This is a genomic window from Alkalibacterium sp. s-m-28, assembly GCF_054658175.1.
In genome coordinates this window covers 1-26,325 of sequence record NZ_BAAGIQ010000013.1, presented here as the reverse complement: position 1 = coordinate 26,325, position 26,325 = coordinate 1, and the positions used below count along the sequence as shown (strand labels likewise).

At 43.4% G+C, this 26,325-nt stretch carries 41 protein-coding genes; 38 read left to right on the top strand and 3 right to left on the bottom strand.

Translation table 11 applies throughout. The features are described from left to right. The first annotated feature begins 22 nt into the window (after positions 1 to 22). Positions 23 to 1,207, top strand: a complete 1,185-nt coding sequence (tuf, locus tag ACYQ4S_RS03540) for an elongation factor Tu (RefSeq protein WP_459769375.1) — start codon at positions 23 to 25, stop codon at positions 1,205 to 1,207. A gap of 835 nt (positions 1,208 to 2,042) precedes the next feature. On the opposite strand, the gene ACYQ4S_RS03535 is transcribed toward tuf, so the two are convergent. Further along, positions 2,043 to 2,345 carry a hypothetical protein gene (locus ACYQ4S_RS03535; RefSeq protein WP_459769373.1) on the bottom strand — a complete coding sequence of 101 codons (303 nt, stop codon included), beginning with the start codon at positions 2,343 to 2,345 and terminating at the stop codon, positions 2,043 to 2,045. Positions 2,346 to 3,057: 712 nt separating this feature from the next. Here ACYQ4S_RS03535 and rpsJ point away from each other — a divergent pair. The 35 genes from rpsJ (at position 3,058) to ACYQ4S_RS03360 (ending at position 22,536) form a co-directional block, all read left to right on the top strand. Continuing rightward, positions 3,058 to 3,366, top strand: a complete 309-nt coding sequence (rpsJ, locus tag ACYQ4S_RS03530) for a 30S ribosomal protein S10 (RefSeq protein ID WP_459769371.1) — start codon at positions 3,058 to 3,060, stop codon at positions 3,364 to 3,366. A gap of 54 nt (positions 3,367 to 3,420) precedes the next feature. Next, positions 3,421 to 4,056: a 50S ribosomal protein L3 gene (gene rplC / locus ACYQ4S_RS03525; RefSeq protein WP_346025017.1), complete on the top strand. Its 636-nt coding sequence runs from the start codon at positions 3,421 to 3,423 to the stop codon at positions 4,054 to 4,056. Positions 4,057 to 4,080: 24 nt separating this feature from the next. After that, positions 4,081 to 4,704, top strand: a complete 624-nt coding sequence (gene rplD, locus ACYQ4S_RS03520) for a 50S ribosomal protein L4 (protein ID WP_091265303.1) — start codon at positions 4,081 to 4,083, stop codon at positions 4,702 to 4,704. After that, complete coding sequence (rplW, locus tag ACYQ4S_RS03515; RefSeq protein WP_091265301.1) at positions 4,704 to 4,994, top strand: 50S ribosomal protein L23; 291 nt, start codon at positions 4,704 to 4,706, stop codon at positions 4,992 to 4,994. The genes rplD and rplW overlap by 1 nt, the downstream gene beginning before the upstream one ends. Positions 4,995 to 5,051: 57 nt before the next feature. Continuing rightward, positions 5,052 to 5,888, top strand: coding sequence for a 50S ribosomal protein L2 (rplB, locus tag ACYQ4S_RS03510; protein ID WP_346025020.1), 837 nt, complete (start codon positions 5,052 to 5,054; stop codon positions 5,886 to 5,888). A gap of 66 nt (positions 5,889 to 5,954) precedes the next feature. Next, on the top strand, positions 5,955 to 6,230 hold the full coding sequence (gene rpsS, locus ACYQ4S_RS03505) for a 30S ribosomal protein S19 (RefSeq protein WP_091265296.1): 276 nt from the start codon (positions 5,955 to 5,957) through the stop codon (positions 6,228 to 6,230). Positions 6,231 to 6,251: 21 nt separating this feature from the next. Further along, entirely contained in the window at positions 6,252 to 6,608 is a 357-nt protein-coding gene (gene rplV, locus ACYQ4S_RS03500) for a 50S ribosomal protein L22 (RefSeq protein WP_091265293.1), read from the top strand. Between the two features lie 3 nt (positions 6,609 to 6,611). Continuing rightward, positions 6,612 to 7,268: a 30S ribosomal protein S3 gene (gene rpsC / locus ACYQ4S_RS03495; protein WP_346025021.1), complete on the top strand. Its 657-nt coding sequence runs from the start codon at positions 6,612 to 6,614 to the stop codon at positions 7,266 to 7,268. Positions 7,269 to 7,271: 3 nt separating this feature from the next. Further along, entirely contained in the window at positions 7,272 to 7,703 is a 432-nt protein-coding gene (rplP, locus tag ACYQ4S_RS03490; protein ID WP_091265288.1) for a 50S ribosomal protein L16, read from the top strand. Next, positions 7,693 to 7,884, top strand: coding sequence for a 50S ribosomal protein L29 (gene rpmC, locus ACYQ4S_RS03485; protein ID WP_091481963.1), 192 nt, complete (start codon positions 7,693 to 7,695; stop codon positions 7,882 to 7,884). The genes rplP and rpmC overlap by 11 nt, the downstream gene beginning before the upstream one ends. Positions 7,885 to 7,925: 41 nt before the next feature. Further along, positions 7,926 to 8,189: a 30S ribosomal protein S17 gene (gene rpsQ / locus ACYQ4S_RS03480; protein WP_091265284.1), complete on the top strand. Its 264-nt coding sequence runs from the start codon at positions 7,926 to 7,928 to the stop codon at positions 8,187 to 8,189. A gap of 82 nt (positions 8,190 to 8,271) precedes the next feature. After that, positions 8,272 to 8,640: a 50S ribosomal protein L14 gene (gene rplN / locus ACYQ4S_RS03475; protein ID WP_459769366.1), complete on the top strand. Its 369-nt coding sequence runs from the start codon at positions 8,272 to 8,274 to the stop codon at positions 8,638 to 8,640. 34 nt (positions 8,641 to 8,674) lie between these two features. Continuing rightward, positions 8,675 to 8,980 (top strand): 50S ribosomal protein L24, encoded by a 306-nt coding sequence (gene rplX, locus ACYQ4S_RS03470; RefSeq protein WP_091265279.1) that lies wholly within the window; start codon positions 8,675 to 8,677, stop codon positions 8,978 to 8,980. A gap of 29 nt (positions 8,981 to 9,009) precedes the next feature. Then, positions 9,010 to 9,549, top strand: a complete 540-nt coding sequence (rplE, locus tag ACYQ4S_RS03465) for a 50S ribosomal protein L5 (RefSeq protein ID WP_091265277.1) — start codon at positions 9,010 to 9,012, stop codon at positions 9,547 to 9,549. Between the two features lie 33 nt (positions 9,550 to 9,582). Beyond that, a complete protein-coding gene (locus ACYQ4S_RS03460; RefSeq protein WP_091265274.1) occupies positions 9,583 to 9,768 on the top strand; it encodes a type Z 30S ribosomal protein S14 in 186 nt (61 codons plus the stop codon). Between the two features lie 139 nt (positions 9,769 to 9,907). Beyond that, the gene (gene rpsH / locus ACYQ4S_RS03455; RefSeq protein ID WP_091481952.1) at positions 9,908 to 10,306 is read left to right on the top strand and encodes a 30S ribosomal protein S8; all 399 of its coding nucleotides are present in this window, start codon (positions 9,908 to 9,910) and stop codon (positions 10,304 to 10,306) included. Positions 10,307 to 10,337: 31 nt separating this feature from the next. Continuing rightward, positions 10,338 to 10,874 (top strand): 50S ribosomal protein L6, encoded by a 537-nt coding sequence (rplF, locus tag ACYQ4S_RS03450; RefSeq protein ID WP_091481949.1) that lies wholly within the window; start codon positions 10,338 to 10,340, stop codon positions 10,872 to 10,874. A gap of 101 nt (positions 10,875 to 10,975) precedes the next feature. After that, positions 10,976 to 11,341, top strand: a complete 366-nt coding sequence (gene rplR / locus ACYQ4S_RS03445; protein ID WP_091265266.1) for a 50S ribosomal protein L18 — start codon at positions 10,976 to 10,978, stop codon at positions 11,339 to 11,341. A 22-nt stretch (positions 11,342 to 11,363) separates the two neighbouring features. Further along, positions 11,364 to 11,867: a 30S ribosomal protein S5 gene (gene rpsE / locus ACYQ4S_RS03440; RefSeq protein WP_091265264.1), complete on the top strand. Its 504-nt coding sequence runs from the start codon at positions 11,364 to 11,366 to the stop codon at positions 11,865 to 11,867. A 14-nt stretch (positions 11,868 to 11,881) separates the two neighbouring features. After that, positions 11,882 to 12,061: a 50S ribosomal protein L30 gene (rpmD, locus tag ACYQ4S_RS03435; RefSeq protein WP_346025022.1), complete on the top strand. Its 180-nt coding sequence runs from the start codon at positions 11,882 to 11,884 to the stop codon at positions 12,059 to 12,061. 37 nt (positions 12,062 to 12,098) lie between these two features. After that, entirely contained in the window at positions 12,099 to 12,539 is a 441-nt protein-coding gene (gene rplO, locus ACYQ4S_RS03430) for a 50S ribosomal protein L15 (protein WP_091265260.1), read from the top strand. Further along, positions 12,539 to 13,837: a preprotein translocase subunit SecY gene (gene secY, locus ACYQ4S_RS03425; RefSeq protein WP_346025023.1), complete on the top strand. Its 1,299-nt coding sequence runs from the start codon at positions 12,539 to 12,541 to the stop codon at positions 13,835 to 13,837. The genes rplO and secY overlap by 1 nt, the downstream gene beginning before the upstream one ends. 121 nt (positions 13,838 to 13,958) lie before the next feature. Then, positions 13,959 to 14,603 carry an adenylate kinase gene (locus ACYQ4S_RS03420; protein WP_346025024.1) on the top strand — a complete coding sequence of 215 codons (645 nt, stop codon included), beginning with the start codon at positions 13,959 to 13,961 and terminating at the stop codon, positions 14,601 to 14,603. Positions 14,604 to 14,775: 172 nt separating this feature from the next. Next, on the top strand, positions 14,776 to 14,994 hold the full coding sequence (infA, locus tag ACYQ4S_RS03415; protein ID WP_459769363.1) for a translation initiation factor IF-1: 219 nt from the start codon (positions 14,776 to 14,778) through the stop codon (positions 14,992 to 14,994). 35 nt (positions 14,995 to 15,029) lie between these two features. Further along, a complete protein-coding gene (gene rpmJ / locus ACYQ4S_RS03410) occupies positions 15,030 to 15,143 on the top strand; it encodes a 50S ribosomal protein L36 (RefSeq protein ID WP_034299928.1) in 114 nt (37 codons plus the stop codon). 24 nt (positions 15,144 to 15,167) lie between these two features. Next, positions 15,168 to 15,533 carry a 30S ribosomal protein S13 gene (gene rpsM / locus ACYQ4S_RS03405; protein ID WP_091265254.1) on the top strand — a complete coding sequence of 122 codons (366 nt, stop codon included), beginning with the start codon at positions 15,168 to 15,170 and terminating at the stop codon, positions 15,531 to 15,533. A gap of 28 nt (positions 15,534 to 15,561) precedes the next feature. Then, positions 15,562 to 15,960: a 30S ribosomal protein S11 gene (gene rpsK, locus ACYQ4S_RS03400; protein WP_091265252.1), complete on the top strand. Its 399-nt coding sequence runs from the start codon at positions 15,562 to 15,564 to the stop codon at positions 15,958 to 15,960. Between the two features lie 60 nt (positions 15,961 to 16,020). After that, positions 16,021 to 16,959 carry a DNA-directed RNA polymerase subunit alpha gene (locus ACYQ4S_RS03395; protein WP_459769360.1) on the top strand — a complete coding sequence of 313 codons (939 nt, stop codon included), beginning with the start codon at positions 16,021 to 16,023 and terminating at the stop codon, positions 16,957 to 16,959. Between the two features lie 112 nt (positions 16,960 to 17,071). Further along, positions 17,072 to 17,488: a 50S ribosomal protein L17 gene (rplQ, locus tag ACYQ4S_RS03390; protein ID WP_459769358.1), complete on the top strand. Its 417-nt coding sequence runs from the start codon at positions 17,072 to 17,074 to the stop codon at positions 17,486 to 17,488. Positions 17,489 to 17,888: 400 nt separating this feature from the next. Further along, on the top strand, positions 17,889 to 18,728 hold the full coding sequence (locus ACYQ4S_RS03385) for an energy-coupling factor ABC transporter ATP-binding protein (protein WP_091265244.1): 840 nt from the start codon (positions 17,889 to 17,891) through the stop codon (positions 18,726 to 18,728). Continuing rightward, the gene (locus tag ACYQ4S_RS03380) at positions 18,704 to 19,579 is read left to right on the top strand and encodes an energy-coupling factor ABC transporter ATP-binding protein (RefSeq protein ID WP_459769356.1); all 876 of its coding nucleotides are present in this window, start codon (positions 18,704 to 18,706) and stop codon (positions 19,577 to 19,579) included. Before ACYQ4S_RS03385 ends, ACYQ4S_RS03380 begins: the two co-directional genes overlap by 25 nt. Continuing rightward, on the top strand, positions 19,576 to 20,373 hold the full coding sequence (locus ACYQ4S_RS03375) for an energy-coupling factor transporter transmembrane component T family protein (protein ID WP_459769355.1): 798 nt from the start codon (positions 19,576 to 19,578) through the stop codon (positions 20,371 to 20,373). The genes ACYQ4S_RS03380 and ACYQ4S_RS03375 overlap by 4 nt, the downstream gene beginning before the upstream one ends. A 125-nt stretch (positions 20,374 to 20,498) precedes the next feature. Further along, entirely contained in the window at positions 20,499 to 20,663 is a 165-nt protein-coding gene (locus ACYQ4S_RS03370) for a hypothetical protein (RefSeq protein WP_459769353.1), read from the top strand. Between the two features lie 333 nt (positions 20,664 to 20,996). Further along, positions 20,997 to 21,800, top strand: a complete 804-nt coding sequence (gene truA, locus ACYQ4S_RS03365) for a tRNA pseudouridine(38-40) synthase TruA (RefSeq protein ID WP_459769352.1) — start codon at positions 20,997 to 20,999, stop codon at positions 21,798 to 21,800. Then, positions 21,793 to 22,536 (top strand): nucleoside/nucleotide kinase family protein, encoded by a 744-nt coding sequence (locus tag ACYQ4S_RS03360; protein WP_459769350.1) that lies wholly within the window; start codon positions 21,793 to 21,795, stop codon positions 22,534 to 22,536. The genes truA and ACYQ4S_RS03360 overlap by 8 nt, the downstream gene beginning before the upstream one ends. Before the next feature lie 86 nt (positions 22,537 to 22,622). On the opposite strand, the gene ACYQ4S_RS03355 is transcribed toward ACYQ4S_RS03360, so the two are convergent. Beyond that, positions 22,623 to 23,813 carry a coenzyme F420-0:L-glutamate ligase gene (locus ACYQ4S_RS03355; RefSeq protein ID WP_091481888.1) on the bottom strand — a complete coding sequence of 397 codons (1,191 nt, stop codon included), beginning with the start codon at positions 23,811 to 23,813 and terminating at the stop codon, positions 22,623 to 22,625. Positions 23,814 to 24,269: 456 nt separating this feature from the next. On the opposite strand from ACYQ4S_RS03355, the gene ACYQ4S_RS03350 reads away from it, so the two are divergent. After that, positions 24,270 to 25,397, top strand: a complete 1,128-nt coding sequence (locus ACYQ4S_RS03350) for a glycerate kinase family protein (protein ID WP_459769349.1) — start codon at positions 24,270 to 24,272, stop codon at positions 25,395 to 25,397. A gap of 63 nt (positions 25,398 to 25,460) precedes the next feature. On the opposite strand, the gene ACYQ4S_RS03345 is transcribed toward ACYQ4S_RS03350, so the two are convergent. Further along, entirely contained in the window at positions 25,461 to 25,589 is a 129-nt protein-coding gene (locus tag ACYQ4S_RS03345; RefSeq protein WP_459769347.1) for a hypothetical protein, read from the bottom strand. 278 nt (positions 25,590 to 25,867) lie between these two features. On the opposite strand from ACYQ4S_RS03345, the gene ACYQ4S_RS03340 reads away from it, so the two are divergent. Beyond that, positions 25,868 to 26,248, top strand: coding sequence for an AAC(3) family N-acetyltransferase (locus tag ACYQ4S_RS03340; RefSeq protein WP_459769345.1), 381 nt, complete (start codon positions 25,868 to 25,870; stop codon positions 26,246 to 26,248). The last annotated feature ends 77 nt before the right edge of the window (positions 26,249 to 26,325 follow it).

The window sequence follows — 26,325 nt, the reverse complement described above, 5'->3', positions numbered from 1 at the left end:
TCCTAAGGAGGAAATGTTTAAAATGGCTAAACAAAAATTTGACCGTACGAAGCAACACATGAACATTGGTACAATCGGACACGTTGACCACGGTAAAACAACTCTAACTGCTGCTATTACTACTGTACTATCTAAAAAAGGATACGCAGAAGCTCAAGCATATGATTCAATTGATGGTGCTGCAGAAGAAAAAGAACGTGGAATCACAATTTCTACTTCTCACGTTGAGTATGAAACTGATACTCGTCACTATGCACACGTTGACTGCCCAGGACACGCAGACTACGTTAAAAACATGATCACTGGTGCTGCTCAAATGGACGGAGCTATCTTGGTAGTTTCTGCTGCTGACGGACCAATGCCTCAAACTCGTGAGCACATTCTGCTTTCACGTCAGGTTGGAGTTCCTCACATCGTTGTATTCCTGAACAAAGTTGACATGGTCGACGATGAAGAATTACTAGAATTAGTTGAAATGGAAGTTCGTGACCTATTAAGCGAATACGACTTCCCAGGCGACGACATTCCTGTAGTTGCTGGTTCTGCACTTAAAGCTCTTGAAGGCGATGCAGAATACGAAGAAAAAATCCTTGAACTTATGGACGCTGTAGATAACTACATCCCTGCTCCAGAACGTGACTCTGCTAAACCATTCATGATGCCAGTTGAGGACGTATTCTCAATCACTGGTCGTGGTACAGTTGCAACTGGTCGTGTTGAAACTGGTGAAGTTCGCGTCGGTGACGAAGTTGAAGTTGTCGGAATTAAAGACACTGCTAAAACAACTGTTACAGGTGTTGAAATGTTCCGTAAATTACTAGACTACGCTGAAGCTGGAGACAACATCGGTGCGTTACTACGTGGTATGTCACGTGACGATGTCGAGCGTGGACAAGTTTTAGCTAAGCCTGGTTCAATTACTCCGCATACTAAATTTGATGCAGAAGTATATGTTCTTTCAAAAGAAGAGGGTGGACGTCACACTCCATTCTTCACTAACTACCGCCCACAGTTCTTCTTCCGTACAACAGACGTAACTGGTGTTGTTGAACTTCCAGAAGGAACTGAAATGGTTATGCCTGGCGATAACACTAACATGAGCGTTTCTCTAATCGCTCCAATCGCTGTTGAAGAAGGTACTAAATTCACTATCCGTGAAGGTGGACGTACTGTTGGAGCTGGCGTTGTAACTAAAATTGTTGAATAATATTTTTCAATGAGCTAATTCAAGAGAGCTTAGAAGATTTTTCTTCTAAGCTTTCTTTTTTTGCCTTTAAATACTATATTGCGGAAATAGTTAAAGAAGTTCAGGTTTTAAGGCAAGCTCGGGTGGTCGAAATGAGAAACATGATGAGCTCCGGAGCAATTCAGTTAGAACCGGAACTCAAATGTGAAATGGATCTGAGTTAAGGAGCAATCGAGATAGAACCGGAACTCAAATGGAAAATGGATTTGAGTTAAGGAGCAATCGAGATAGAACCGGAACTCAAATGGAAAATGGATTTGAGTTAAGGAGCAAATGAGATAGAACCGGAACTCAAATGGGAAATGGACCTGAGTTCCGGAGCAATTGGGATAGAACCAGAACTCAAACGGAAAATGGATCTGAGTTAAGGAGCAATCGAGATAGAACCAGAACTCAAACGGAAAATGGATCTGAGTTAAGGAGCAATCGAGATAGAACCGGAACTCAAACGGAAAATGGATCTGAGTTCCGGAGCAAATGAGATAGAACCGGAACTCAAACGGGAAAAGCATCTGAGCTAAGGAGAAATCGAGCCAGGACAGACACTCGGGAAGAAATAGCCGGTGGACAATGCTGGAACCGAGGCAGTACCATGCATTATGTAAAAGAAAAAGCCGAGATCATCGGCTTTTATCATCATGAATGTTTATATGGGATGTTTTCGCCCAGCGAAAACAGTCTTCTTAAATTAAAGAAAATACCGACCGTACTGACCACATTTTCAGGTCAGTACAGTCGGTCCAGTTTTTATTCTGAATTGTTAATTCATCGAAAAGAATATTACAAATCCAGCGGCTTACTGAATGAGTTTTCCACTTAAAGGGTGTGGTTCCCTTGGGTGACGCTTCAGGTCCGGAAGATCTTCAAGCAAATCAATCATACCGTTAACTGTCTCTTTCTGCTCAGGAGTCCAGCTAGAATCGGATCGCTCTGGGCCGTAGAAGAGGCTGTCAGTCAGTGCAGTGAAGTCAGCGACGGTATGAGATTTCTTAGGAATGAACGGGGTCCACTGGTTGAGGTAGCGGCCGACCGTCTGCCCGAGCTCCCATTTTAATTTGAAGCGGAACAGGTTAAGAACGCCTGAGCAGGAACGTTCCACAGTGATCCATTCTTGTTTCACTATCGTTTTAAAGAGACTAGCCGATATCTTCCAACTGAATATCACCAATAAAGTACTGGCCAGAACAAAGAATATACCAGAGAGATGCGGAGGGACTGAAAAAAATGATTAGAAATCAGTTTCTTCAATATAAGACTCAAGTCTGGTGAGGGGAATCTAAGTTAAACGTTGCGGAGATTTTCTAAAAGTGCCAAGCCTCTCTAAAATCCTAACCCCTCCAGAAGTACCGAAGATCACTCTATACTAAATAAGAAGTGAAAGAAATAAAAGAAGAACATTAGCTTGAAGCAGCATGCAGCTCAAATGTGGCAGAATAGTGAAACCTGATGAAAAAGGCTGAAATGCCGAGTGAAAAAGGGTGCAGGGAGTGGCAGGAACCCTTATAATACAAGAAGTGTTGTTTAATACAGGACATACAGGAAAAAACTGGCAATTAATCAATAAAAAGCCTAAAAACACTTGATTCTAGTCCGTGTTGTCTGTATACTTGTATAGGTGTCTGTGAGAGACGTTTATTTCGGCGGGATCTATTGAACCTGTGTATAAATAGAAATCGCTGGTAGGCATCAATCATAGAACCGCGGCTAGGAAGCGAGAGGTTACGACACACCCGGATGCATTGCCATGGAGGGTGGCCGAAAATTTTCGTGGAGCTAGGTTTATTTCTTAAATAAGCGAAGGAGGGAAAAACATGGCAAATCAAAAAATTCGTATTCGTCTAAAAGCTTACGAGCATCGAGTACTTGATCAATCAGCTGACAAAATCGTGGAAACGGCAAAAAGAACTGGGGCAAACGTATCTGGTCCAATCCCATTGCCAACTGAACGTAAATTGTACACAATCATCCGTTCACCACATAAATACAAAGATTCACGTGAGCAGTTTGAAATGCGTACACACAAACGTCTTGTGGATATCTTGAATCCAACACCAAAGACCGTTGATGCGTTGACTAAACTTGACTTACCGTCAGGCGTAAACATCGAAATCAAATTATAATTAATCAGCAACACAACTTAAACTATAAAAAACTAACATAACGGAGGTGTACTCATGACCAAGGGAATCTTAGGAAAAAAAGTCGGAATGACTCAAATCTTCAGCGAATCAGGTGAATTAGTACCTGTAACAGTTGTTGAAGTGAAACCTAACGTTGTACTGCAGGTTAAAACTGTTGAAACAGACGGTTATAACTCAGTTCAGTTAGGAATCGAAGATAAACGTGAAGTTTTATCTAATAAACCGGCACAAGGTCATGTTAAAAAAGCTAACACGGCTCCTAAGCGCTTCATTCGAGAATTCAGAGATGTAGAGCTAGGTGACGTAGAAGTTGGAAACGAAGTATTAGTAGACACATTTGCAGAAGGCGATATCGTCGATGTAACAGGAACGTCTAAAGGTAAAGGATTCCAGGGTGTTATCAAACGTCACGGCCAAAGCCGCGGACCTGAAACGCACGGTTCTCGTTACCACCGTCGTCCTGGATCAATGGGTATGGCTACTCACCCTGCAAGAGTATTCAAAGGTAAAAAACTAGCTGGACGTATGGGTGGCGACCGTGTCACTGTACAGAATCTAGAAATCGTTCGTGTTGATACTGAACGCAACGTTTTACTGATCAAAGGTAATGTGCCTGGAGCTAAAAAATCACTTGTACAAATTAGAACTGCAGAAAAAGCAGACAAGTAATATCAGGAAGGGAGGACTAGCAGAATGCCAACTGTAACGTTATTTAAACAAGACGGAACGCAAAATGGCGATGTAACATTAAATGATGCAATCTTTGGTATCGAACCAAACGAAAGTGTCGTTTTTGATGCGATCACTATGCAGCGTGCGTCATTAAGACAAGGAACACATGCAGTAAAAAACCGTAGCGCAGTGCGCGGTGGAGGACGCAAACCATGGCGTCAGAAAGGAACTGGACGAGCTCGTCAAGGCTCAATCCGTTCGCCACAATGGCGTGGAGGAGGTACCGTATTCGGACCTACACCTCGTTCATACAGCTACAAACTACCTAAGAAAGTTCGTCGCCTAGCGATCAAATCTGTTCTTTCTACTAAAGTAATAGATGAAGAAATCGTAATCGTAGATGGACTGAACTTCGATGCACCAAAAACAAAAGAGTTCAGAGCGGTACTCAATAACCTTGATGTCAACAGAAAAGCTCTGGTTGTCTTAGAGGATGACAATGAATTCGCAAAACTTTCTGCACGCAACATTCCAGGAGTTAAAGTTGTAGCTCCTAACAATGTATCAGTGCTAGATGTTGTTGCGCATGACAAACTCATCTTGACGAAGGCTGCTCTGGAAAAAGTAGAGGAGGCTCTTCAATAATGAATGCACGTGACGTAATCTTACGCCCGATCATCACTGAAGCTTCTATGTATGCTATGGACGAAAAAAAGTATACCTTCGAAGTTGATGTTCGTGCTAAAAAACCAACAATCAAAAAAGCTGTTGAAGAAATTTTCGACGTAAAAGTTGATAAAGTAAACGTAATAAACACTGCGCCTAAACCTAAGCGCATGGGACGTTATGAAGGATATACTAAAAAACGTCGTAAAGCGATCGTTACCTTATCTGCTGATTCGAATGACATTGCATTGTTCGGAGACGAAGAATAATAATAATTGAAATTTAAATGCTATTCACGAAACTAGTTTAACAAGGAGGGGAATCACGTGGCGATTAAGAAATATAAACCAACCACAAACGGACGTCGTAACATGACTGGGTCAGATTTTGCTGAAATCACAACAAGCACACCAGAAAAAAGCTTGCTGAGACCAAACCCAAAACGTGCTGGACGTAACAACGCTGGTAAAATCACTGTCCGTCATCAAGGCGGAGGCCACAAGCATAAATACCGTGTGATCGACTTCAAACGTCAGAAAGATGGCGTTCGCGGTATCGTTAAAACGATTGAATATGATCCAAACCGTTCTGCTAACATCTCATTGATCCAATATGAGGATGGAACAAAAACATACATTCTTGCACCTAAAGGACTTAAAGTAGGAACAGACATCTACTCTGGCGTAGATGCAGACATCCAAGTAGGTAATGCACTGCCATTGGCAAACATTCCTGTTGGTACGTCCGTACACAACGTTGAGTTAAAACCTGGTAAAGGCGGACAGCTTGTTCGTTCAGCTGGCACTTCTGCTCAAGTTCTTGGTAAAGAAGGTAAATACGCACTGGTTCGTTTAAGCTCTGGTGAAAGCCGTCTGATCCTTCAAAGCTGCCGTGCAACAATCGGTACTGTAGGAAACGAACAGCATGAACTGATCAACATTGGTAAAGCTGGACGCAGCCGCTGGTTAGGCAAACGCCCAACTGTCCGTGGATCTGTAATGAACCCGAACGATCACCCACACGGTGGTGGTGAAGGTAAAGCACCAATCGGACGTCCAAGTCCAATGTCACCTTGGGGTAAACCTACTCTTGGTAAGAAAACCCGTAAAGGTAAGAACCGTTCAGATAAACTTATCGTTCGTCGTCGTAAAGCTAAAAAATAAACGATAACGGACTGACTGAAAAACGCAACGATTATAAGGGGAAGAACCCCAAAAGGAGGGCAATACATGAGCCGTAGTTTGAAAAAGGGACCTTTCGTCGATGATCATCTGATGAAAAAAGTTCGCGAAATGGATGACGATAACAAACGTGTCATTAAAACATGGTCACGTCGCTCAACAATCTTTCCGAACTTTGTAGGTCATACCATTGCCGTATATGATGGAAGAAAACACGTGCCCGTCTATGTTCAAGAAGACATGGTAGGACACAAACTAGGTGAATTTGCACCAACAAGAACGTACCGCGGACACGGAAAAGACGACCGCACGACTAAACGTTAATAGCGAAGGGAGGATACATTCATGGCAGAAACAGTAACAGCAGCAAAAGCAACAGCTCGCATGGTACGCATTGCACCACGTAAAGCACGTCTGGTCGTTGACACCATTAGAGGAAAAAGTGCTGCAGAAGCTATTTCTATCCTTCGCTTCACTAACAGAGGAGCAGCGGAAGCGGTAGAAAAAGTCTTGATGTCAGCAATTGCAAATGCTGAACACAACTACGATATGGATATCGAAGAATTAGTCGTAAGTGAAGCCTATGTCAATGAAGGAGCAACCCTAAAAAGGTTCCGCCCTCGTGCAAAAGGTGCAGCTTCAAGAATCAACAAAAGAACAAGCCACATTACAGTAGTGGTATCAGAGAAGAAGGAGGGGTAATCAATGGGACAAAAAGTAAATCCTCATGGACTGCGTGTTGGCGTCATCAAAGATTGGGATGCTAAGTGGTACGCAGAAAAAGATTTTGCAGATAAATTACATGAAGATATTGCTGTTCGTGAGTACATTGCTAAGAAATTAAGCGATGCTTCCATTTCTCGCGTAGAAATCGAACGTGCAGCAAACAGAATCAATGTATCGATTCACACTGCTAAACCAGGAATGGTCATTGGTAAAGGTGGATCAGAAGTTGATGCATTGAGAAATGGCTTGAACAACTTGACTAACAAGAGAGTACACGTGAACATCGTGGAAATCAAAAAAGCAGACCTTGATGCTACACTAGTAGCTAAAAGTATCGCTGACCAGCTTGAAAACCGTATTTCATTCCGTCGTGCGCAGAAACAGGCGATCCAACGTGCTATGCGTATGGGAGCTAAAGGTATCCGCACAATGGTAGCCGGTCGACTAAACGGAGCAGATATTGCCCGCAGCGAAAGCTTTTCAGAAGGAACTGTTCCTTTGCATACACTTCGTGCAGACATCGATTATGCTAACGAAGAAGCTGACACTACTTACGGTAAACTAGGTGTTAAAGTATGGATCTATAAAGGAGAAGTTCTTCCTGAAAAAATCGAAGACAAGAAAGGAGGGAAATAATCAATGTTAGTACCAAAACGTGTGAAACACCGTCGTGAGTTTCGTGGGAAAATGAGAGGCGAAGCTAAAGGTGGTAAAGAAATAGCATATGGACAATATGGTCTGCAAGCTGTTGATTCAGTATGGATCACAAGCAGACAGATCGAATCAGCTCGTATAGCGATGACTCGTTATATGAAACGTGGTGGGAAAGTATGGATTAAAATTTTCCCTCACAAACCAGTGACAGCTAAAGCAATCGGCGTACGTATGGGTTCTGGTAAAGGAGCTCCTGAAAGCTGGGTAGCACCTGTTAAACGTGGGAAAATCATGTTTGAAATCGGTGGCGTATCTGACGAAGTCGCTCGAGAAGCATTGCGTTTAGCTTCACACAAACTACCTGTGAAAACTAGGATAGTAACTCGTGAAGAAAGTGGTGACTCAAATGAAGGCTAATGAATTAAAAGGCTTATCCACTACTGAATTAATTGAAAAAGAAGCAGAATTTAAAGAAGAGCTATTCAACTTACGCTTTCAATTAGCTACTGGACAATTGGAAAACACCGCTCGCATTAAAGAGGTCCGTAAAAGTATCGCTCGTGTAAAAACTGTTCTGCGTCAGACTGAAGCAGTATAAGTAATACTGAGTGTAATAGCTTAATCAAAGGAGGCTAAACAATGGCTGAACGTAACGACCGTAAAGTGTATCAGGGAAGAGTCGTTTCTGACAAGATGGATAAAACCATCGTAGTTGAAATCGCAACTCGCAAGTCACACCCTAAATACAAAAAACAAATGAAATACTCAACTAAATTCAAAGCTCATGACGAAAACAACACAGCTAAAACTGGCGACATTGTTACAATCATGGAAACTCGTCCATTGTCTAAAGACAAAAGATTCCGTCTATTAGAAGTGGTAGAAGAGGCTATCGTTCTTTAATCAGAACACAATACCGCCAGGCGGTAGGTACACAACGAAAAGCTATAAAGCTTTATCGTGAGTTTGAAAGGAGGATCCTAACGTGATTCAAACAGAAAGTCGAATGAAAGTCGCTGACAACTCTGGTGCACGTGAAGTGCTGGTCATTAAAGTTCTAGGTGGCTCAGGCGCTAAAACGGCTAACATCGGTGATGAAGTAGTTGTAACTGTTAAACAGGCAACACCAGGCGGCGTTGTTAAAAAGGGAGACATTGCTCGTGCAGTAATCGTCCGCTCAAAATCTGGTGCGAGACGCCCAGACGGTTCATATATCAAATTTGACGAAAATGCATGTGTAATTATTCGTGAAGACAAAGCACCACGTGGAACACGTATCTTCGGACCAGTTGCTCGTGAATTACGTGAGAATGACTTTATGAGAATTGTTTCGTTAGCTCCGGAAGTTCTATAATTCCGATAAACGTCATAAGGAGGTGCGCTAGAGAATGTTTGTTAAATCAGGAGATAAAGTTAGAGTTTTAGCTGGTAAGGACAAAGGTAAAGAAGGAACAGTCCTATCTGCTATGCCTAAACAGAACAAAGTGATCGTTGAAGGGATCAACATCATGAAAAAACATACCCGTCCTACAGGTATGGGACAAGAAGGCGGAATTGTTGAAACAGAAGCACCAATTCACGTATCTAATGTTCAGTTGATCGATCCTAAAACAGGAGAATCTACACGTGTAGGTTATAAGATCGAAGATGGCAAGAAAGTTCGTTACGCTAAAAAATCTGGCGAAGCACTTTAATAAAAAGTAGGAAAGGAGGGCATTCATAAATGACACGCCTTAAAGAAAAATATAACAATGATGTACGTCCATCATTAGTTGAAAAATTTGAATACAGCTCTGTTATGCAGGCACCAGAAGTTGACAAGATCGTTATCAACATGGGTGTAGGTGACGCTGTTTCAAACACGAAAAACTTAGACAAAGCAGTAGAAGAATTAACAAAAATTTCTGGACAAAAACCAGTTGTCACTCGTGCGAAAAAATCTATCGCAGGTTTCCGTCTACGTGAAGGTATGCCGATCGGTACGAAAGTTACCCTGCGTGGAGCTCGCATGTATGATTTCCTGGATAAATTAGTTTCTGTTTCATTACCTCGTGTACGTGATTTCCGTGGAGTGAGCAAAAATGCATTTGACGGCCGTGGTAACTACACGCTGGGAATCAAAGAGCAACTAATTTTCCCTGAAATCGACTACGATGATGTAGATAAGGTTCGCGGAATGGATATCGTTATCGTCACAACAGCTGACACAGACGAAGAAGCTCGTGAGTTACTCGGACAATTGGGAATGCCGTTCCAGAAATAACCTAAACTACCTATTAGGAGGGTAATATTAGAAATGGCTAAAAAAGCAATGATCGAAAAAAACAAAAAACCAGCCAAGTTTTCGACTCGTGAGTATACCCGCTGTGAACGTTGCGGACGCCCACACTCCGTGTACAAAAAATTCAAATTATGCCGTATCTGCTTGCGTGAGCTAGCATATAAAGGTCAAATTCCTGGCTTGAAAAAAGCAAGCTGGTAAACAACATGGGACAGCACGGTTAATGGACTTCACATTTTGAACAGATCATTCGGTATCAGTACTGCATGAACACGAGAAATGATGAAGCCTGCCGAGCGGGACTGAATTAGAAAACTTGCCGTAAAGGAGGCTACAACGAATGGTCATGACAGATCCAATCGCAGACTTTTTAACTCGTATTCGTAACGCCAACAACGCGCGTCATACGAAAGTGGAAATTCCTGCTTCTAACTTAAAAAGAGCTATGGCCGATATCCTGAAATCAGAAGGTTTCGTCAAGGATGTTGAATTCGTGGAAGATGACAAACAAGGAATCGTCCGCATTTTCTTAAAATATGGTCAGAACAACGAACGTGTAATCACTGGTGTTAGACGTATCTCTAAACCAGGCCTACGCGTTTATGTTAACGCAGAAGAGATGCCTAAAGTACTGAACGGACTGGGTATCGCCCTAGTATCGACTTCAGAAGGCGTCGTTACAGATAAAGTAGCACGTGCTAAAAATATCGGGGGAGAAGTCCTCGCATACGTTTGGTAATCATTAAGAAAGATGAAGGAGGTGCCGGACTTTGAGCCGTATCGGAAATAAGCCTATCACTATTCCTGAAGGTGTTGATGTAAACATCGACGGAAACGTGGTAACAGTTAAAGGGAAAAACGGAGAATTATCCCGTGAAGTGAGCCCTGTTATTGATATTAAAATCGAAGACAACGAAATGATCTTTTCACGTCCAAATGATTCTAAAGCTAGCCGTACGATCCACGGAACGACTCGCGCGATCGTGAACAACATGGTTGAAGGTGTATCTGTTGGATTTGAAAAAGTTTTAGAACTAAATGGTGTTGGTTACCGTGCACAATTACAAGGTACTAAACTTGTATTGAGCGTTGGTCTTTCACACCAAGTTGAATTTGAACAAGTTGAAGGATTGACAGTCGAAGTACCATCTAACACTGTTATATCTGTTAAAGGTGCAAGCAAAGAAAAAGTTGGCGCATTAGCTGCTAACATCCGCGCTGTACGTCCACCTGAGCCATACAAAGGTAAAGGAATTCGCTACAGAGGCGAACACGTACGTCGTAAAGAAGGTAAAACAGGTAAATAATGAGTATAAGTGGAACCTGATCCATCAGCGTATCGTGTTCTGCTTCTCTATTTGCCAGTTGACCCGTCGATCTCTGTAACAGGAGAATTCTATATAAAGAGGTGACAATTGTGATTTCAAAACCAGATAAAAACAAATTACGCAAGAAAAGACAAAAACGTATTCGCAGAAATCTTTCTGGTACTGCTGAGCGCCCACGTTTGAACATTTTCCGTTCGAATAAAAACATCTACGCTCAAGTAATTGATGATGTAGAGGGTGTAACGCTCGCAAGTGCATCTTCCTTGGATACTGATGTTTCAGGTGATTCAAAAGTTGAAGAAGCTGCTGCAGTAGGCGCACTAGTAGCTAAACGCGCAGTAGACAAAGACATTACTGAAGTAGTCTTTGATCGTGGAGGATATCAATACCACGGACGCGTTCAAGCATTAGCTGACGCAGCACGTGAAAACGGACTTAAATTCTAAAGAAAAGGAGGAGTTACAGTACATGACAACTCATATTGATGCATCTAAATTAGATATTGAAGATCGCGTAGTAGAAATCAACCGTGTTACTAAAGTTGTTAAAGGTGGACGTCGTATGCGTTTCGCTGCTTTAGTAGTTGTTGGAGACAGAAACGGACATGTCGGTTTTGGTACCGGTAAAGCTCAGGAAGTACCTGAAGCGATCCGTAAAGCGATCGATGACGCTAAAAACAATCTTGTGGAAGTACCTATGGTTGGAACTACTCTTCCACACCAGATTATCGGACGCCATGGTGGCGGTAAGATTATTCTTAAACCAGCTGTTGCCGGTTCTGGAGTATCTGCTGGTGGACCTGTACGTGCGGTACTGGAATTGGCTGGGGTACAGGATGTTTCCTCTAAATCAGTTGGATCCAGCTCACCAATCAACATGATCCGTGCAACAATTGACGGAATCAGCAATTTGAAACGTGCTGAAGATGTAGCTAAACTACGCGGAAAATCCGTAGAAGAATTACTTGGATAAGGAGAGATGACTCAATGGCAAACTTGGAAATTACTTTAAAACGCAGTTTGATTGGTCGTTCTCAGAAACAGATCCAGGCAGTTCAGACTTTAGGTCTTAAAAAGCTAAACCACACAGTGGTAAGACCTGACAATGAATATGTTCGAGGAGCAATCAAACATATCACTCATTTAGTCGATGTTAAAGAAGCCTAATGAGTACAGAGACTAACTAAAGGAGGTGCCAGAATTTATGAAACTTCATGAATTAAAACCTGCAGAAGGATCTCGTAAAACACGTAACCGTGTAGGTCGCGGATCATCTTCTGGTAACGGAAAAACATCCGGCCGTGGACAAAAAGGGCAGAAAGCTCGTTCAGGCGGAGGAACACGTTTAGGTTTTGAGGGTGGACAGACACCATTGTTCCAGACTCTACCAAAACGCGGATTTACTAACTACAACCGTAAAGAATTTGCTATTGTTAACTTAGACACACTTAACCGCTTCGAAGAAGGTACAGAAGTTACTCCAGAACTACTTGTAGAAACAGGAGTAATCAAAAACGAAAAATCCGGTGTGAAAGTTTTGGCGAAAGGAAACGTCGATCACAAACTAACTGTGAAAGCACACAAGTTTTCTGCTTCTGCTAAAGAAGCGATCGAAGCTGCCGGTGGATCAGTAGAGGTGATCTAATGATCGAACTGATAAAGGGCGCTATCAAAGAAAAAGATGTTCGTACTCGTGTATTATTCACCTTAGGTATCCTGATTGTGTTCCGTCTCGGAACGCATATTACGGTACCAGGTGTAAATGCACAGGCATTAACAGAATTATCAGATACCGGCTTGTTCAACTTGCTTGATACCTTTGGTGGTGGAGCTCTGGGGAGTTACTCAGTTTTCGCTCTAGGTGTATCTCCATACATTACGGCATCGATCGTCGTACAGCTCCTGCAGATGGACGTCCTTCCAAAGTTCAAGGAATGGTCCGAACAAGGTGAAGTGGGACGTAAAAAGCTGAACCAGGCCACGCGCTATTTAACAATCGTTCTGGCATTCTTCCAGGCGATTGGTATCTCTTATGGATTTAATGCGCTGACTGGACTGGGACTCGTAAGAAATCCTGGACCGGCGACGTATATTATCATCGCAATCATCCTTACAGCAGGAACGATGCTTGTTATGTGGTTAGGTGAAATGATCACCGTTCACGGATTCGGTAACGGAACATCATTCATCATCTTCTCAGGGATCATTGCTCGTATTCCACAAGATGTACAGCAGTTCTATAACACGCAGATCCGTAATGCAGGAGATGAAATCGTCAGTGCCTGGGCATTAGCTGCAGGAATCATCGTCGTATTCATTCTGCTCGTTATTCTCGTAACGTTTATGGAAAATGCAAAACGTAATATACCTGTCCGTTATTCAAAACGTGCCAGCACGTCCAAGGACAGTGCTGTATTGCCACTTAAAGTTAACTCAGCTGGAGTTATTCCAGTTATCTTCGCCAGTTCGTTTCTTATGACTCCGCAGATCATTTTAGGTTACTTTGCTCAAGGTAATCAGAATGCTGCATGGTTCCAGACACTGAATAACATTTTCAATCTTCAGGAACCGCTTGGAGCAGCTCTGTACACGATCCTTATTGTTCTCTTCACGTACTTCTACGCCTTTATTCAGGTCAACCCTGAAAAAGCCGCGGAAAACCTGCAGAAACAAAATGGATATATACCTAGTGTCAGACCTGGACGAGCTACAGAAGAATACATTGGCTATATGCTTATTCGTTTAAGCACAGTTGGAGCGATTTATCTAGGAACGATCTCATTGCTTCCGATTGTGGCTTCTGCTTTGTTCAATCTACCCAGTTCGATTGCTTTAGGAGGAACAAGCCTGCTCATCGTTGTCGGTGTGGCACTTGACTCCATGCGTCAGCTTGAAGGATTGCTGAGCAAGAAGAGTTACCAAGGTTTCATTCAGCGCTCATAATGGTAGCCCATTGAAAATAGACGATTTGCCCCTTAGTCTTTACTGCCTGCCAGTAGAGGGTGAATCGGTCTTTTTTCCGTTAATGCTGAAGAAATTTTTACCAACTTAAGGAGGAAGCAAGATGAATTTGATCCTGTTAGGTCTTCCCGGAGCAGGGAAAGGGACTCAGGCTGCACGTATATCTGATAAATTCAATATACCGCATATTTCTACCGGAGATATGTTCAGGGCAGCTATGAAGAACAAGACTCCACTGGGTTTGGAAGCAAAAAAATACATGGACGAGGGAAATCTCGTGCCAGATGAAGTAACAAATGGAATTGTCAAAGAACGTCTCGAACAAGACGATGCCAAAAGAGGGTTTTTACTGGATGGCTACCCTCGCACGTTGAATCAGGCACAGGCTTTACAGAAAGCTTTGGCTTCGAAGAACAGAAGACTGCAGCATGTTCTGTACATTAAGGTACCTAAAGACATTTTAATGGAACGTCTGACCGGCCGATTCATGTGTTCAAACTGTGGTGCTACGTATCACAAGACAATGAATCCACCTAAAGTGGAGGGCACTTGTGATAAATGCGGCGCACACGATTTTTATCAGCGTGAAGACGATAAGCCTGAAACAGTTAAGAATCGTATTGATGTGAATGAAGAACAGACAGAAGTACTTGTCAAGCATTATGCTGACTACGATCTGGTTCGTGAAATTGACGGCGAACAGGATCCGAAAAAAGTATTTCAGGACATTGTGGACCAGTTAAACTAAGAAGTCCGATGTTTTATAATGAATCCTTGCAATGATTGTGTGCGCATGATATAATAGTACGAGCGTCAAAAAGCTGGCGTTTTACATTATTATAGTAGATAATCAAGTGAGAATACTTTGTTCTCACTATTTCATGTGTACAGAAGTGAGATATCAAAGGAGGAAACCAGGCGTGGCAAAAGATGATGTTATAGAGATTGAAGGAACCGTCCTAGAAACTTTGCCTAATGCAATGTTCAAAGTTGAATTGGAGAACGGGCACGAAATTCTAGCACACGTTTCTGGCAAAATTCGTATGAATTACATCCGGATTCTGCCTGGGGATAAGGTAACGGTAGAATTGTCTCCATATGATTTAACTCGTGGACGCATTACGTATCGATTTAAATAAACTTAGGACTCCGAAGACTCAAGGAGGGAAAGTTCATGAAAGTAAGACCATCAGTCAAAAAAATGTGTGACAAGTGTAAAGTGATTCGTCGTAACGGCCGTGTAATGGTTATTTGCGAAAATCCTAAGCACAAACAACGTCAAGGATAATATAATAACAGGAGGTGCTCATACATGGCTCGTGTAGCAGGTGTAGATATTCCACGTGACAAACATGTGGTAATTTCATTAACATATATCTATGGTATCGGTAAGACAACAGCTCAGAAGATTCTTGAAGCTGCAGGCGTACCAGAGGAAACTCGTGTACGTGAACTGACAAACGATCAATTAGATGCAATCCGTGCTGAAGTCGATAAACTGAAAGTTGAAGGAGATCTTCGTCGTGAAGTGAACCAAAACATCAAACGTTTAATCGAAATCGGATCATACCGTGGCATTCGTCACCGTCGTGGTCTTCCAGTACGTGGTCAGAACACTAAAAACAATGCGCGTACGCGTAAAGGCAGAGCAATCGCTATTGCCGGCAAGAAAAAATAATCACCTAAGTTAGGAGGTCAATCTACGAATGGCTAAAGCAAAAAGACCCGCTCGTAATCGTAAACGTCGAGTGAAAAAGAATATTGAACACGGAGTAGCACATATCCGTTCAACATTCAACAACACTATTGTAATGATAACTGATGTACATGGAAACGCGATTTCATGGTCATCTGCTGGATCATTAGGATTCAGAGGTTCTCGTAAATCAACACCTTTCGCTGCTCAAATGGCTGCTGAAGCTGCTGCTAAAGGCGGAATGGAAAATGGCATGAAGTCTGTCGAGGTTACTGTTAAAGGACCTGGGTCAGGCCGTGAAGCTGCAATCCGTTCTCTACAAGCAACTGGTTTGGAAGTAACTGCAATTCGTGACGTAACACCGGTACCACATAACGGATGCCGTCCTCCAAAACGTCGTCGCGTTTAATAATAGATGTCGTTTTAGGATAGCGTGGACTAAACGTTTTGAAAGGGGTAAACGGACTATATGATCGAAATTGAGAAACCGGTAATAGATACAGTTGAGATCAGTGAAGATGGAAAATTCGGCAAGTTTGTCGTAGAACCGCTTGAGCGAGGATACGGAACTACTCTGGGTAACTCCCTGCGTCGAATCTTACTATCATCTTTGCCAGGTGCTGCCGTCACAAATATTCAAATTGATGGCGTTTTGCATGAATTCACTGCGATCGATGGAGTAGTAGAAGATGTTACTGCCATCATTTTAAACTTAAAAAAACTCGCGCTTAAGTTGTATTCTGATGAAACTAAAACAATTGAAATAGATGTCGAGGGACCGGCAACTGTCACAGCTGCTGATATTATTTTTGACAGTGATGTTGAAATAATGAACCCGGATCTATATATTTGTACAGTCTCTGAGGGTGGACACTTACACGCCCGAATGGAAGCACAAAAAGGCAGAGGGTATGTACGCGCTGAACACAACAAACACGATGATATGCCGATTGGTGTATTGCCGGTTGATTCGATTTATACCCCAATCAGCCGAGTGAACTACCATGTCGAAAATACACGTGTTGGAGAAAAAGAACAGTACGACAAGCTGACGCTTGATGTATGGACAGATGGTTCGATCTCTCCTGAAGACGGTGTAAGTTTAGCAGCTAAAATCATGACCGAACACCTGAATATATTCGTCAACTTGACAGAAGAAGCCCGCGAAGCTGAAATCATGGTTGAAAAAGAAGAAACACAAATGGAAAAAATGCTTGAGATGACTATCGAAGAGCTTGATCTGTCTGTACGTTCTTACAACTGTCTGAAGCGAGCTGGAATAAACACTGTTCAGGAACTGACAAATAAAACTGAACCAGAAATGATGAAAGTCCGTAACTTGGGACGTAAATCACTGGAAGAAGTTAAACTTAAATTAGGCGAGCTCGATCTGGGCCTGCGTGATTAAGAGTAATTACTCATACTAACTGATATACCTAAACAGGTATGTTATAAAAAACTGACCGGCATGTCTGACATGACGGAATTGTAATCTTGTAGTTAAGGGAGGATTTCGACGAATGGGTTATCGTAAATTAGGACGTACTAGTTCACAGCGTAAAGCAATGCTTCGTGATCTGACATCAGATCTTTTCATCAACGAGCGTATTGTAACTACTGTGACTCGTGCGAAAGAAGTATCTAAACTTGCCGATAAAATGATCACATTAGGTAAGCGTGGAGACTTACACGCTCGTCGTCAAGCTGCTGCATTTGTTCGTAACGAACTGGCAACTGTATCAGAAACTGAAGACGAAATCGTAGTACAAACTGTACTTCAAAAACTGTTTGATGATATCGCACCTCGTTTCGCTGAGCGTAACGGTGGATACACACGCGTACTGAAAACAGAACCTCGTCGTGGTGACGGTGCACCAATGGCTGTACTTGAGCTTGTTGAGGGACCTGCAGCTTCTGCTGACGAAGATGCTGAGTAATCAGTAATCGATATAATGATTTGACCAAATCACTTTTGGATGTATGATGAGCGTTACGATGATGGACTAGTTTCCAAGTGTCTAGCTCAGTTTCCCCCGGAGGATTCCTTCGGGGGGAGCACCATATATCGCAAAGTGTTTTTTTTATATGTTTACATAGTGAATGACTTAATCAAGTTTCGGGATCATACCTTTAGCAGGAATATCTGCATAAAGAATCGTACCCCAGCATAGCGAGAATGGCAGTAAGATAACTTTAAAAGCCTTTAATGTAAAGGGATACATGAGGCTTTAGCTATTGTTATCTCAGACTGTTTTTGGTAATCTTGTAATGTTGAGTTGCTGTCTTGACACCTAAGACGCTGCACTTAAAGACTGAATCAAAAAGTTGAGGTAAATCATGTCTGAAATTATAAACGTTAAAAACGTCACTTACACATATGATGATGAAGATCAGCGTCCTGCTCTTAAGGGTGTATCTTTTTCGATCAATAAAGGCGAATGGGTCGCAATCATCGGACCTAACGGCTCTGGTAAGTCCACTTTGGCCAAGACGGTCAACGGGCTGATCGAACCCGATAGTGGAGAAGTTGCTGTCGGTGGTCTTGAGCTGAATGAAAAGAATGTATGGTCCATTCGTGAAATGGTCGGCATGGTCTTTCAGAACCCTGATAACCAGTTTGTCGGATCGACTGTTCAGGATGATGTAGCCTTTGGACTCGAGAATCTGGGTATTCCCAGAGAAGAGATGCTTGAACGGGTCCGAACAGCTCTGGAAAAAGTGAACATGCTCGAGTTTGCTGAACGTGAACCAGCCCGTCTATCCGGAGGTCAGAAGCAGCGTGTAGCTATTGCAGGAATCGTTGCACTGAGACCGGACATCATGATCCTTGATGAAGCAACCAGTATGCTTGATCCTCAGGGAAGAGAAGAAGTTCTGCGTACAGTCAAGGAAGTGAAGGAGCAGGAGAACTTATCTGTCCTGTCCATCACTCATGATATTGACGAAGCGGCAGCTGCCAACCGGGTACTGGTCATGAGAGACGGCCAGATGATCCAGGAAGGGACTCCGGAAACGATCTTTTCATATGGAGAAAAACTTGTCGAAATGGGACTGGATCTGCCCTTCCCTGAAAGATTGAAGGCATCACTTAAGAAAGAGGGCATTGATGTGCCCAAGGATTATCTGACTGAAGAAGGGATGGTTGACTGGCTATGGACATACGTTTCGAAGAAGTAGGCTACACCTATCAGCCGGGTACACCCTTCCAGAGTAGAGCGCTTCATGATATCAATCTGACGATCAAAGACAGTTCCTTTACTGCCATCGTCGGACATACCGGAAGTGGAAAGTCGACTGTACTTCAGCATCTGAATGCGCTGAAAAAGCCGACTAGTGGTCAAGTGACTATCGGAGACCGTGTCATTACAAACTTTTCTGAGAATAAGGGACTCAAATCTCTGCGTAAAAAAGTCGGGATCGTTTTCCAGTTTCCGGAAGCTCAGCTGTTTGAAGAGACGGTTGGCAAAGATATCGCATTCGGACCGAAGAACTTCGGCCTGTCCGAAGAAGAAGGCCTGGAGAAAGCCAAGGAGCTCCTGCCGCTAGTGGGACTGGACGAATCCTTTATGGAACGGTCACCTTTTGACTTGTCTGGAGGACAGATGCGCCGTGTTGCTATAGCTGGAGTGCTGGCTCTAGAACCGGAAGTTCTGGTTCTGGATGAGCCGACAGCAGGTCTGGATCCTCAGGGACGCAAGGAGATTATGGATATGTTCTATACTCTCTACAAGGAACAGGGACTGACTGTTGTGCTGGTGACGCACCAGATGGATGATGTGGCGACATACGCTGACCACATGATCGTTCTTGAAAAAGGGACGGTCATGAAAGAAGGGCACCCGAGAGAACTGTTTAAGGAAGCCGGGTGGTTATCCAGCATGCAGCTGGGTGTGCCGTCAACCGTCCGTTTTGCTCATGAGCTAGAAGAAAAGTTCGAGTGGACATTTGATCCGCTGCCTTTGACAACAGATGAGCTGGCCCAGCAGATGAAAGATAAGCTAGCGAGCAAAGCAGGTGAAGGATTATGATGGAAAAACTGATATTCGGACGTTATATCCCGGGCAACTCATTTATTCACCGGTTGGATCCTCGGGCGAAGCTGATGGGAGCCATCTGGTTCATTATCATCATCTTTCTTGCGAATAACTGGCTGACCTATGTTCTCCTGACCGTTTTTGTTCTGACGGCTGTCAAGCTCTCTGAAATCAGCCCGAAATTCTTTATCAATGGTGTGAAGCCACTGATCTGGCTGATCCTCTTTACAGTAATTCTACAGATTCTGTTTACGAGCGGATCGACGATCTGGTTCAGATTCGGGCCAGTCGTTATTTCACAGGAAGGGCTTCTGAATGGGGTTTTCATCTTCATGCGATTCGTCCTGATCATTTTCATGTCGACAATCCTGACGCTGACGACGATGCCGCTGTCTCTGACGGATGCCATCGAGTACCTGCTGCGACCGCTTGCTGCAGTTAAAGTGCCTGTTCACGAAATTGCCTTGATGCTGTCGATCGCCTTACGTTTTGTTCCAACGTTAATGGATGAAACGGAGAAGATCATGAATGCCCAGCGTGCGCGAGGCATCGATTTTGGTGAAGGAAATATTTACCAGCAGATGAAAGCTATCGTACCGCTACTGATTCCTCTGTTTGTCAGCTCATTCAACCGGGCTGAAGAACTGGCTACGGCTATGGAAGCACGAGGCTACAAAGGTGGAGAAGGACGTACCAAGTACCGCCAGCTGGAATGGGTCAACAGAGATACCATGACAATGGTGGCATTTGGCCTTCTGTCGGCCGCATTATTTGTACTGAGAACTTAATCAACAGGGATGAAGATGCTTATCTTTATCCCTGTTTTTTTGATATAATGACTAACCATATGTGTTAAGATAGCGATAGGATAAGGAGTATCTGTTACATACATTAATCTGACGAGGTGAAAAAGATGACGATTAAAAGAAAAATTGTCTGGACAGTTTTAGGTGGGACTCTACTCACAGGATGTGGCATGATGGGAGGTGGAATCCCCAACGATTTAGATGATAATTGGGTATCTTACATGCAGGAGGCTGAAAGCAGCCGGGGAAGACAGCGACACGGAAGAAACTAGCTATAGAACGGTTCTTGAAGCAATAATAAATTCCGAAGAATAAATTGCAGCTGAGGTGAAAGAAGATAATCTTATTCTAAGCTACACTGGCTATGACCCTGACGTATGGGATGAAAATGAGATAGATCAGCTTGAGGTTGAAGACGACACTCTTGAAGAGACGACTAACTGATCAACCATTAATAGGGTTTGGCTGTGTAGTTAATTGACTAAGAAGTGGTACACCGTAAAAGTGGTGTGAAGTTTAATCCGCGCTATATTTTTTCAATAAACTAGTATTTACAGAGATGTAGACTTCTCAAGCAAAATGAAAAGTTAAAGGAAGTAAGTAAAATGACAACGTACAGGTATAAAATTGTTCTAAGTTATGACGGCACAGAGTTTTCTGGATTTCAGGTGCAGCCGAACAAGCGGACAATTCAGGGTGAGCTGGAAAATACTCTGAAGAAGATGTCCAAAGGTCACACAGTCAAAGTCCACGGAGCTGGACGGACTGATGCAGGAGTCCATGCAAGAGGACAGGTTGTTCACTATGACTTTCCCTTCTATATCGAGCCAAAGAGGATGCATATTGGTCTGAACAGCATGACGCCGGAAGACATAACCGTGACTAATGTAGAATTGACCGATGTAGACTTTCATTCACGCTTCCAGGCTAAAGGGAAGATGTACAAGTATACAATAGACAATAATCAGTTCAGGGATCCGTTCATCAGGAATTATGCTTATCACCATCGTTACCCGATGACGTTGGAGCCGGTTGAAGAAGCAATGACTTATCTCATAGGCACCCATGACTTTACCAGCTTTGCGTCGACTAAGTCGGAGGTGGAAGACAAAGTCCGCACGATCTATCAAGCCTCGGTCGAATGGGACACCAGCTCTAACACGTGGGTATTCACCTTTGTAGGCAACGGATTTTTATATAATATGATTCGGATCCTGATGGGGATTCTGGTGGAAGTGGCTTCTGGTAAGCGACTGGCTTCAGATATTCCGCTGATCATTCAGGCCAGAGACCGTGAGGCAGCAGGAAAAACGTTAGCACCGGAAGGTTTATGCATGGAACGTGTGTATTATGATGAAAAGGACATACCTGGATTCACAGATGAAGGAGAGGACCGTCCAGATGCATAAGAAGACATATACGGTGACAGGGCTCCCAGTTGAAGCCAGCTACACGAGTGAAGAAGTAACGGAGATTTTTCTACCATTGCTTCAGAAACTGGTGACCATGCGTACTGAAAAAGGTAACCGAGTCATTGTCTACCTCGCAGCACCACCGGGAGCCGGAAAAACGACTTTATCGCTGTTTTTGGAAGACTTATATAAAGAAATAGATACGCCTTTTAAATTTCAGGCTGCTGCAATGGACGGGTTTCATCATTACAATACTTATCTTGATTCAAATGACATCGAAAGAGAAGGTGCCGTATTCCCTCTGAGGACCTTTAAAGGTATTCCTGAGACATTTGACAGACTTCGCTTATACGTAACGATTCAGGAGCTGAAAAACAAGCAGGAGGTCCTGTGGCCGACTTACGATCGTCTACTTCATGATGTATCAGATGAAACAGTGAAGGTTGATGCAGATATTGTTCTCGTCGAAGGTAATTATCTGCTTCTTGATCAGCCAGGGTGGGCAGACTTTCGTCAGTTGTGCGACTATTCTGTTTTCATCGAGTCAGATATCAATACGCTGACAGATCGGCTTGTAAACCGGAAGCAGCGGGGAGGAGCCACTCATGAAGAAGCACGTCGTCACTATGAGCGAACAGATAAGGTAAATGCCGAACGTGTACTGAGCCAGTTCTCAGATGCGGACCTGATCCTATGGCTGAACACGGATGGCAGACTAACTGTAAAAGAATAGAAACGCCAGTTATCACAAAAAGCAGCAGAGCTGATCGGATGTAAGATTCAGACCAGTTCTGCTGCTTTAATTAACTGAGCGCTTTATTAATGCGTGTAGTTATCGAAATATCCTTGGATGAAGATAATTGGTGTCCCTTTATCTCCGCTTCCTGACGTCAGGTCAGAAAGTGAGCCAATCAGGTCAGTTAAGCGACGAGGTGTCGTTCCCTGAGCTTCCATCTGTCCAACTAGATCCGCCCCTTTATTTACGATGTGTTCTGAGATAGCTGCTTTCAGTTCGTTTCCTCTTAAATGAGCAAAGTTGTTGTCGGCAAGGTATTTCAGTTTCACTTCGTTAGGTGTACCGTCCAGACCGCTTGTATAAGCAGGAGATACCACAGGATCCGCCAGTTCCCAGATTTGTCCGACCGGGTCTTTAAACGCGCCATCGCCATAAATCATGACTTCAACTGTCTTCCCGGTTTCTTTTTTCAGCCGAGCCTGGATCGCTTCCACTAGAGGCTGACCGTTGTTTGGGAAAAGCTTGACGGTTTCCTCAGTTGCCTTGTTGGAACCTAACAGACCGTAATCTGAATTGTAGCCGCTGCCGTCCAATGATTCAGACAGGATATCATCCAGACCGAACACTTTTTCAGCACCTTCAGCCTTGACCAGACGCTTCGTGCGGAAACGGCTGTGAATGTCGCAGGCCAATACATTTTTAGTATAGTTAACAATAGTTTTCGCATCATTAGAAAAAATGACTTCACATTCTGCGCCTTCATTTTCTACCAGTGATTTGTAGTAATCGATATAGTCGACACCAGTAAATGGATGAGCTTTGTATCCAAAGTAATTACGGAATTCCGATTCGCTTAAGACATCTGACCAGGGATTGATACCGTGGTCGTCTAATTCATCCAGCGAGACCAGGTGATTACCCACTTCATCAGAAGGATAACTCAGCAGAAGAACGACTTTGCCAGTTCCTCGGGCGATACCTCTTAAAATGTTTGAGAAACGGTTACGACTGAGGATCGGGAAAACAACTCCGACCGGTTCACCATCAAATTTTCTTCCGACGTCTGTTGCGATGTGATCCAAAGTAGCATAATTTCCCTGAGCACGGGCTACGATCGATTCAGTAATCGTTACGATATCCTGATCCATTATCTCATAGCCTTCTGCCTTAGCAGAGTCAAGCACCGTATCTACAACAATCGATTCCATATTGTCGCCTTCATTGATGATTGGACTGCGCAGCCCGCGGACAACTGTCCCAACTGTTCTTTGCAAAATAATCTCTCCTGTAAATCGTATTTGGTAAAAAATAGAAAAAGGGCACAAAAACCCCTATATAGTATACATAAAATAAAGACAAATTTAAATCCTGTTTTAACAATGTTCTTGTCAGATCGGGGTGTATCCTGTCACAGATTGTATTGAAAGATTAAGAATGAAAAAATCGCCTGAGCGAGTTTACATAACGACGATCTTAGTAGAGTGATTAAGGTTATTATTCTATGAAAAAGTAAAAGCTTGCTATTTTTTTGGTAATATAAGTAAGTAGAGATAGGCACGTGTTTGAAGGTTAGGCACCGTAACTCAAACGGAAAACCCAACTGAGTTCGAGTGCTACATTCATGCACCATCAAAATAAAGCAGATTTCCAACCAATAACCTTAAATAGGGAAGACTGATCAAGTGATGATCAGTCAACATCTTACTAATTATTAAAAGGAGCACGGTCAGATGAAAATTATTGCAGCAATCGATTCATTCAAGGGGTCAATGACTAGCGAAGAGGCAAATCAGTCGGTGATCGATGCACTGCCACATCATGAAGTCGTAAGCTTTCCTATCGCTGACGGCGGAGAAGGCACAGTAGATGCATTCGTCAGAGCAGAAAAAGGAGAAGTGATCACCCGGACCATTACTGGCGTCAACGGTCAGCCTTATCAGGGCCGATGGGGATGGATTGAAGAAAATAAGACAGCGGTCATTGAAGTCGCAGAAGGGGCCGGAATCATTCAGGCAGATCCTAAAACTTTTCATCCTGAAAATCATACCAGTTACGGTGTGGGGGAACAGATCAGACAGGCGCTTGATTACGGGGCTGAAACAATTATACTTGGTCTGGGCGGCAGTGCGACAACCGATGGAGGAATAGGCATGCTTCAGGCGCTAGGGGTAATATTTAAAGATGTAGAAGGAAAGTCACTTCCAGTATTGCCCGTTAATTTAAAAGCAGTCGAAGCCATAGATGCCTCTGAACTGGATGAACGGGTGACTTCTGTGAAATGGGAGCTGGCTTCGGATGTGTCCAACCCTCTTTTGGGACAGAACGGAGCCGTCTATGTATTCGGGGAACAGAAGGGGCTATCCAAAGATGAGCTGCCAGACTATGACAAGGCAATGGCTGAATATGCCCGCCTAGTTGAAGAGTGCACACAGAGTAAGATGACTGAAATAGAAGGAGCGGGAGCTGCTGGGGGAATTGGGTTTGCGGCATTATCCTTTTTTGGATGCACCTTCCAGAGCGGCCTGACTCTATTGGCTGATAGAGGCAACTTCAAGGCTCTTTTAAATGATGCAGACCTGGTAATTACTGGAGAAGGAAAATTCGATACCCAGTCTCTTCAAGGTAAGGTTCCTGTAGGGATCAGCCGCATGTGCAGGGAAACTGATGTCCCAGTGATTCTGTTTGCCGGAAAAATCGAAGAAGGTCTAGCAGATGTTCCGGAAGAACATATCCAAGCTGTCCTGCCGATCGTGGACGCACCGATGACTTTGAAAGAAGCGATGGACAAAGGACCTGAGCTACTGGAACGAGCAGTCAGGCGTGCCTTTAAACTCATCGATGCAACCAAATTTAGATAACTAAAAAAAGCGGACCGCGTCTCCCATCAAGGAAGCGGTCCGCTTTTGTATGTCTATTTCTGATTAAGGCATGGCACGAATGATCTTGTCACCAAAGTCGACATCTAGATTTGTAAGGTTCAAAATATCCTGATAATCAACCGAATTAGTAATGACAATTGGTGTGATCGTGTCGAATTGAGAATGCGTCACTGAAGCCCCAGGTCTTTGTTTCCTTTGATGACAACTGGGTAAAAGTGAGCTTAAGGTACATCGTCGGAACGAGAGAACGACGAAAAATCAGGGATGAGTTGTTCCGGACCATTTTAAAACGGATCAAGGCATCTGATAATAAGCGTTAGACAGCATCAGAAACCATTGAAATCGTACCGTCAGAAGATTAAACTGAATAAGAATCATGCGCCTGGACCGGTCGATGTGTTCGGGCGTTTTTTCATACATAATATGAGCAGATGAAGGAAGTGGTCCCTATGGGAGAAGAACTGATCAAAAATACGGCACGGCCAAACACCGTGCAGTCACTAGCGGAGGACATGATAAATTTAGGGCTGAAGAAAGATGCGGTGGTCCTCGTTCACACCTCATTGTCAAAAGTCGGCTGGGTAAATGGGGGAGCCCAGGCCTTCGTTGATGCGTTGCTGACGGTAATCGACGAAAGAGAAGGGACAGTGGTCATGCCGTCTCAGACGGGTGACTGGAGCGAGCCGTCAAAATGGCAGTATCCGCCAGTCCCTGAAAGCTGGTGGGACACCATTCGCGAAACGATGCCGGCCTTTGATCCCGAAAAGACACCTTGCCCGTATATAAACTGGACCCCATGTCAAGGACAGTTTGATAAAAACCCCTTATAATTTATTATCGCTCCTTCTATGATAACGTCATAGGAGGAGCGATAATACGTTTAAGCCTGGATCAATACTTAGATTTT